Source organism: Myceligenerans pegani, assembly GCF_014892515.1.
GTDB classification, from domain to species: domain Bacteria; phylum Actinomycetota; class Actinomycetes; order Actinomycetales; family Cellulomonadaceae; genus Myceligenerans; species Myceligenerans pegani.
On sequence record NZ_JADBGR010000033.1, the window covers coordinates 1 to 5427 of the forward strand.

5 protein-coding genes are annotated in these 5427 nt (G+C 71.0%); all 5 read right to left on the reverse strand.

All coding sequences use genetic code 11. The annotated features are described in order from the left end of the window. Positions 1-15: 15 nt before the first annotated feature. The 5 genes from IIE03_RS02315 to IIE03_RS02335 all read right to left on the reverse strand — a co-directional run bounded on the left by IIE03_RS02315 (position 16) and on the right by IIE03_RS02335 (position 5410). The gene (locus IIE03_RS02315; protein ID WP_192861112.1) at positions 16-1248 is read right to left on the reverse strand and encodes a sulfotransferase family protein; all 1233 of its coding nucleotides are present in this window, start codon (positions 1246-1248) and stop codon (positions 16-18) included. A gap of 64 nt (positions 1249-1312) precedes the next feature. Next, positions 1313-2623 (reverse strand): cytochrome P450, encoded by a 1311-nt coding sequence (locus IIE03_RS02320; RefSeq protein WP_192861113.1) that lies wholly within the window; start codon positions 2621-2623, stop codon positions 1313-1315. A 140-nt stretch (positions 2624-2763) separates the two neighbouring features. Then, entirely contained in the window at positions 2764-3261 is a 498-nt protein-coding gene (locus IIE03_RS02325) for a pyridoxamine 5'-phosphate oxidase family protein (RefSeq protein WP_192861114.1), read from the reverse strand. A 191-nt stretch (positions 3262-3452) separates the two neighbouring features. Beyond that, the gene (locus IIE03_RS02330) at positions 3453-4352 is read right to left on the reverse strand and encodes a carbohydrate ABC transporter permease (protein ID WP_192861115.1); all 900 of its coding nucleotides are present in this window, start codon (positions 4350-4352) and stop codon (positions 3453-3455) included. Beyond that, positions 4349-5410 carry a carbohydrate ABC transporter permease gene (locus IIE03_RS02335; RefSeq protein WP_192861116.1) on the reverse strand — a complete coding sequence of 354 codons (1062 nt, stop codon included), beginning with the start codon at positions 5408-5410 and terminating at the stop codon, positions 4349-4351. The genes IIE03_RS02330 and IIE03_RS02335 overlap by 4 nt, the downstream gene beginning before the upstream one ends. Positions 5411-5427 lie beyond the last annotated feature (17 nt).

Sequence of the window (5427 nt, forward strand, 5' to 3'; positions counted from 1 at the left end):
GCGCGACCCCCGGCGTCACAGGTCCGCCGTCGGCTCCGCGTCCAGCTTGTCGAAGCTGTTCAGCAGGCGCAGGTACGGCGCGAACGCCTCCTCGACGTAGGCCTTCTCCAGGCCGTAGCGCGTCATGTCGTACGTGTGCGGGCGCGTGCCCGTCGGCCGGGCGATCACCCGGTCGAGCTGCGCGGCGTCGCTCTCCGTCCAGGTCGCCCCGATCGCCGAGTACAGGCGCGGCACCTCGGTGTGCGGGTCGTGGCTCAGCGCGTGGTACGGCACGTCCACGATGGACGACGGCGGCAGGCTGAGCCGCGCCTCCAGCGCGTTGTCCACCCACGTGACCATGGAGTCCATGATCAGCCGCCCGATCTCCTGCGGGTCCGGGTCCGTCTGGTACGGCGCCCACAGCGTCTCCACGAGGCTGCACGCCGAGCCGACGACGGTGGCCGGGTCGCGATGCGTCCACACGAACGTGGCGTCCGGGAACACCTTCCTGATCACCGGCATGTCGTTCAGGTGCGCGGGGTACTTGAGGACCCACCGCTTGGGCTCCCGCCCGTGCTGCAGCACCTGCAGGCCCTGCTTCAGGCACTCGTAGTCGCCGATCAGCTCCGCCTCGCCGCGGCTCGCGTACCACTCGCGGTAGGAGTGCATGCTGCCGTGGAACAGGGGCCAGAAGGTCCCGTGCGGCAGGAGCACCAGCGACTCCTCCGGATCGTTGGCGCTGATCGGGTGGATGTGCTTCAGACCGGGCGCGAAGACGCTCGTGACGAGCCTGATGCTCTGGTCGAACCGCTTGCTCTCCCGCTTGGCGACGGCCGGGTCCTCGAGGGTCGTGTAGGTCATCTCCCACGCGCGCGGGCCGCGGTGGGCGGGCGACGCCGCGAGCACCTTGTGGGCGAGGGTGGTCGCCGTGCGCGGCAGCCCGAGCACGAACACCGGGTCGACGATCTTCTCGTCCGCGATCTCCGGGCGCTCGGCCAGCAGGGACTCGACGCGCAGCCGGTTGGCGTACTTGTCCTTGACCACGTTGAGCGCGAAGAAGAAGCCCAGGGGCGTCAGCTTGGGCTCCTCGGTGATGCTCTCGAACACGCGGTAGAGGCTGTCGGCGAGGGCGCGGTCCTGGATGCCGGCCTCCTCGTCGACCTTCGCGATCGCCTTGGCCCAGGCGGCGGCGGGATCCTCGCGCCCCCTGACGGCGGGGCCGAAGACGGTGTTGAGAACCCGGGAGGTCCGGGTGGTGGTGGTGCTCACGATGTCCTTTCGGGTGCGATCGGTGTCGCGGGTGGCTCCGGCGTCGGGCAGGCCGCCCGACGGGTCATGGCACGTACGACTCGGGTTCCGGCTGCTGCTCGGGACGGAAGACGACGGGAAGCTGCTCCAGCAGGCGGAACCGGAAGTCCGGTGCCCACCGGAGTTCCTCGGCCCGCGCCGCGAGCTCGGGCGCGAGGCGGTGCAGCAGCGTCTCGGCCGCCGTTCGGACGATCAGCCGGGCCAGGTGGGGCGCCGGGCACGCGTGGGCGCCGACGCCGAACGTCAGGTGGGCGCGGCTGCCGGACCCGTCCCAGGAGTCCTCGCCGCGGATGCTCGGGTCTGAGCCGAGCGCGCCGACGGCGAGGAGGATCGCGTCGCCGGCCTGCACGAGCTTGTCGCCGAGCAGGAAGTCCTCGGCGGCGATCCGCGGTGACAGCGCCGTCACCGGCGCCGCGGCCCACAGCACCTCGTCGAGCGCCTCGTCGATCCCGAGCTGGCCGCCCGCCAGCCGCCCGGCGAAGCGGGTGTCCGTCAGGGCGAGGTAGAGCGTCTGCGCCAGCCACGACCGCAGGCCGCGGGCCGCGATGGCGGTGAGCGACAGGAGACCGAGCGCGGCCTCCGCGGTGTTCTCGTAGGACGGATGCTGCGCGAGCCGGCCCGCGGGAGTCGGCTCGCCGTCCGGGCGCCGGGCCGCCGTCTGGCCCGTGAGCAGGAAGCTCACCTCGTGCACGTCCGCGGCGCCGCCCCGTCCGTCGGCCCGGAGCGAGGCGACGTCGAACACCCGCCGCGCGGCGTCGGCGTCGAACCCGAGGAAGGTGCCGAACGTCAGGTGCGGCATCGGCGTCACGTACTCGCGCACCAGGTCGGCGACACCGGTACCCGCGAAGCCGTCGATCAGCTCCTCGCACCGGGCCCGGGTGGTCCTGGCGATCTCGGCGTCGTCGATCACGCCGAGCACCTCGTCGAGCGGGGTCCGGAGCCGCGCGTGCAGCTTCCCGTCCACGTGCTCCACGGTCTGCCGGTCGGACGGCGCCAGGGGCCGGAGCAGGGGCGACTCGGCGGACGACACCCCGCGCTCGTGACCGCTCCAGGTGCCGGTCGCCGTCGTGAGCGGAAGCTGGCCGCGGGCCATCGCGACGATGGTCCGGTAGCCCATCACGAGCCAGGCGCGGGCGCCGGGCTCCAGCTCCACGGGGGCCATGTCGCCCCACTCCTCGCGGAGCCGGGTGTGGATGGCGGCGACGTCGTGCGCCATGGTGAGTTCGGGGATGGTCGTGACGGTCGCGGGGTCGTCGAGCTTCAAGGGCCGGCCGGAGGGGTCGCGGACGTCATCGCCGGTGCCGGCGATTCCGTCGATGGTGATCGAGCTGGTCATCGTGTCCCCGTCTGGGTCGGGTACAGGGGCAGGTGCTTCGCTCGAACTCTGCCGGACATATCGGCCTGTGTCCAGAATGTGACCCCCTCGGAGAGGGCTGGTGAGTGCGAAGTTCACCCGCGCCGACTCGCGCAGGACCGCTACGAGGCGTCCCGTTCCGCGCGCTGCCTGACGAGCTCCTCGACGGCGCTGGGCAGGGTCGTCTCGAAGTCGATCAGCTTCGCCCACGTCGGGGTCATCACGATGCGGACCATGCCGTCGTAGAGGGAGCGGACCTCGGCCTCCCACTCGACCCGCTGCTCGGCCGTCATCTCGTAGGAGCCGTTCATCTCGAGGTACTCCTCGGGGATGCCGTCGACCTCGTCGAGCTCGACGGTGCCGCGCACGAGCAGGATCTTGGGCGGGTGCACCTCGGTGTCGATCGTGATGGCGACCGCCGGGTTCCGCCGGAGCGATGCCAGCTTCGGGGCGTTCTTCGACGTGCACATCACGACCTCCGTGCCGTTCCAGGCGAAGGCGATCGGGATGGCGCGCGGTGTGCCGTCCTCGGCCACGTAGGCCAGCCGGCAGAGGTCCCGGGCCAGCAGTTCCTGGCTCAGCGGACGGTCGAGGATCTCGGTGGTGCGGTGGTTCGACATGACAGTGCCTCCTTGTGGCGGTGCGACCACCGTGGTCGCTACACCCCGGGGACGGAGCCGGGACGCCGTTCTCGACATCGCTGCTCGACACTCCTGCCGGAGGGTCTTCGCCCCGGCGGCCACGCGAACCCCGGCAAGCGGTGGACGAGGCCGGAGGAGCTCGCCGCCGACCACCGCGCCGCCGCCCCTCGTCAGCCCTTCACCGCGCCCGCACTCGCGTTCATGATGCGGCGTTGGAAGACGAAGAACAGCACCGCCACCGGGATGGTCATGATGATCGCCGCGCCGAGCTTGAGGGGGTACTGCGTGCCCTGGCTGAGGGCACCGGACGACAGCTGGGCCACGCCCTTGGTGAGGGTGAACAGATCCTGCGACTGTGAGGCCACGATGAAGTGCGACAGCTCGTTCCAGGATCCCTGGAACGCCAGGATGACGATCGTGACGAGCGCGGGCCGCGCCATGGGCAGGACGACGGACCAGAACACGCGGAACGTGCCCGCTCCGTCGATGCGCGCGGCCTCCTCGACGCTGGGCGGGATCGACTCGAAGAAGTTCTTCATGATGAACACCCCCGCCGCGTCCGCCAGGAGCGGGATGACGAGGCCGGCGTACGAGTCGTAGATACCGAGCGTGTTGATGACGAGGAACCTCGGGATGAGCAGGACCACCGCCGGGACGGCCATGACGGCCACGAGCCCCGCGTAGATCGCGCCCCGGCCCCGGAACGGCAGCCGCGCGAGCGCGTAGCCCGCCATCGAGCTGAGCACGACCCGCCCGAGGGTGACCGCCAGCGTCACCACGATCGAGTTCTGGAACCACAGCGGGAAGTCCGAGTTCAGGAACAGCCGCTCGTACGCCGCCGTGCTGAACGTGGCCGGGACGAGCGCCAGGGGGTCGGCGGCCGCGTCGGCCTGGGTCTTGAACGACGTGGAGATCGAGATGAGGAACGGGAAGATGTACACCGCCGCGATCGCCACGAGCAGCCCGTAGGTGATCGACGCCGAGACGACGGTCCGCGAGCCCGGCCTGCGCCGGCCGTTCCGCGCGGGAGCACGCCCCGGCCGTGGGGGCGCTTCGACTGCCACGGTCATGCGCGCTCGCCTCCTTGCGACCGGCCCGCACGGTAGAACCGCTTGCGCGCGGGGACGACGTCGCGCTCGACCAGCACGATGCGCTGGATGATCGTCATGACGACGATGATCGCGAAGAGGATGAACGCGATCGCCGCTCCCCTGCCCCACTGCTGGTCGTTGAACGAGGTCTCGTAGGCCAGGTATGCGGGCGTGAGCGTGGTCTTGGCGGGCGCGCCGCGCGAGCCGGTGTAGATCTGGTCGAACACCTGCCAGGTACCGATGAGGCCGAGGGTGACGACGGTGAAGATCGTGGGGCGCAGCATCGGGATCGTCACGTGCCGCAGGCGCTGCCACGCCGTCGTGCCGTCGACCATCGCGGCCTCCTCGACCTCGCCCGAGATGTTCTGCAGGGCGGCGAGGAACAGGAGCATGAACGTGCCCGACGTCGTGAAGATCGCCATGACGATGAACACGCACAGGGCGACGCTCGGCCCGGCGAGCCACTGCCACCACGGCAGTCCGAGGAACGGCGAGGCCTCCAGCGCGGCCGGCGGCCGGTCGACCCCGAGAGCGCCGAGCGCGATGTGCAGCACCCCGCGCGGGTCGTTGATCCAGTTGGGGCCCTCGACACTCAGGTAGCTCAGCATCCGGTTGACCGCGCCCGAGGCGGTGAAGAGGAACAGGAAGACCACGGTGATCGCCACCGAGCTCGTCACCGACGGGAAGTAGAACGCCGTGCGGAAGAACCCCCGGCCGCGCAGGACCCGACGGTTGACGAGGACCGCGAGCCCCAGCGACACCACCGTCTGGAGCGGCACCACGAGCAGCACGTAGTACGCGTTGTTGCGCAGCGCCGTGGCGAAGTCCCGCTGCGCGAGCGCCCCGCCCGCGAGGAGCTCGGCGTAGTTCTCGGCGCCGACGAAGCTCGCGGCGCCGCCGAACGGGTTCCCGCGTCCCGTCCAGTCGGAGACGCTGACCCATGCCGCCATGACGATGGGCAGCACGAGGAACAGTCCGAGCAGCACCAGCACGGGGGTCACGAACAGCCACCCCGCGGTGGCCTGCCCGGACCGGATGCCCCGGCCGGGACGAC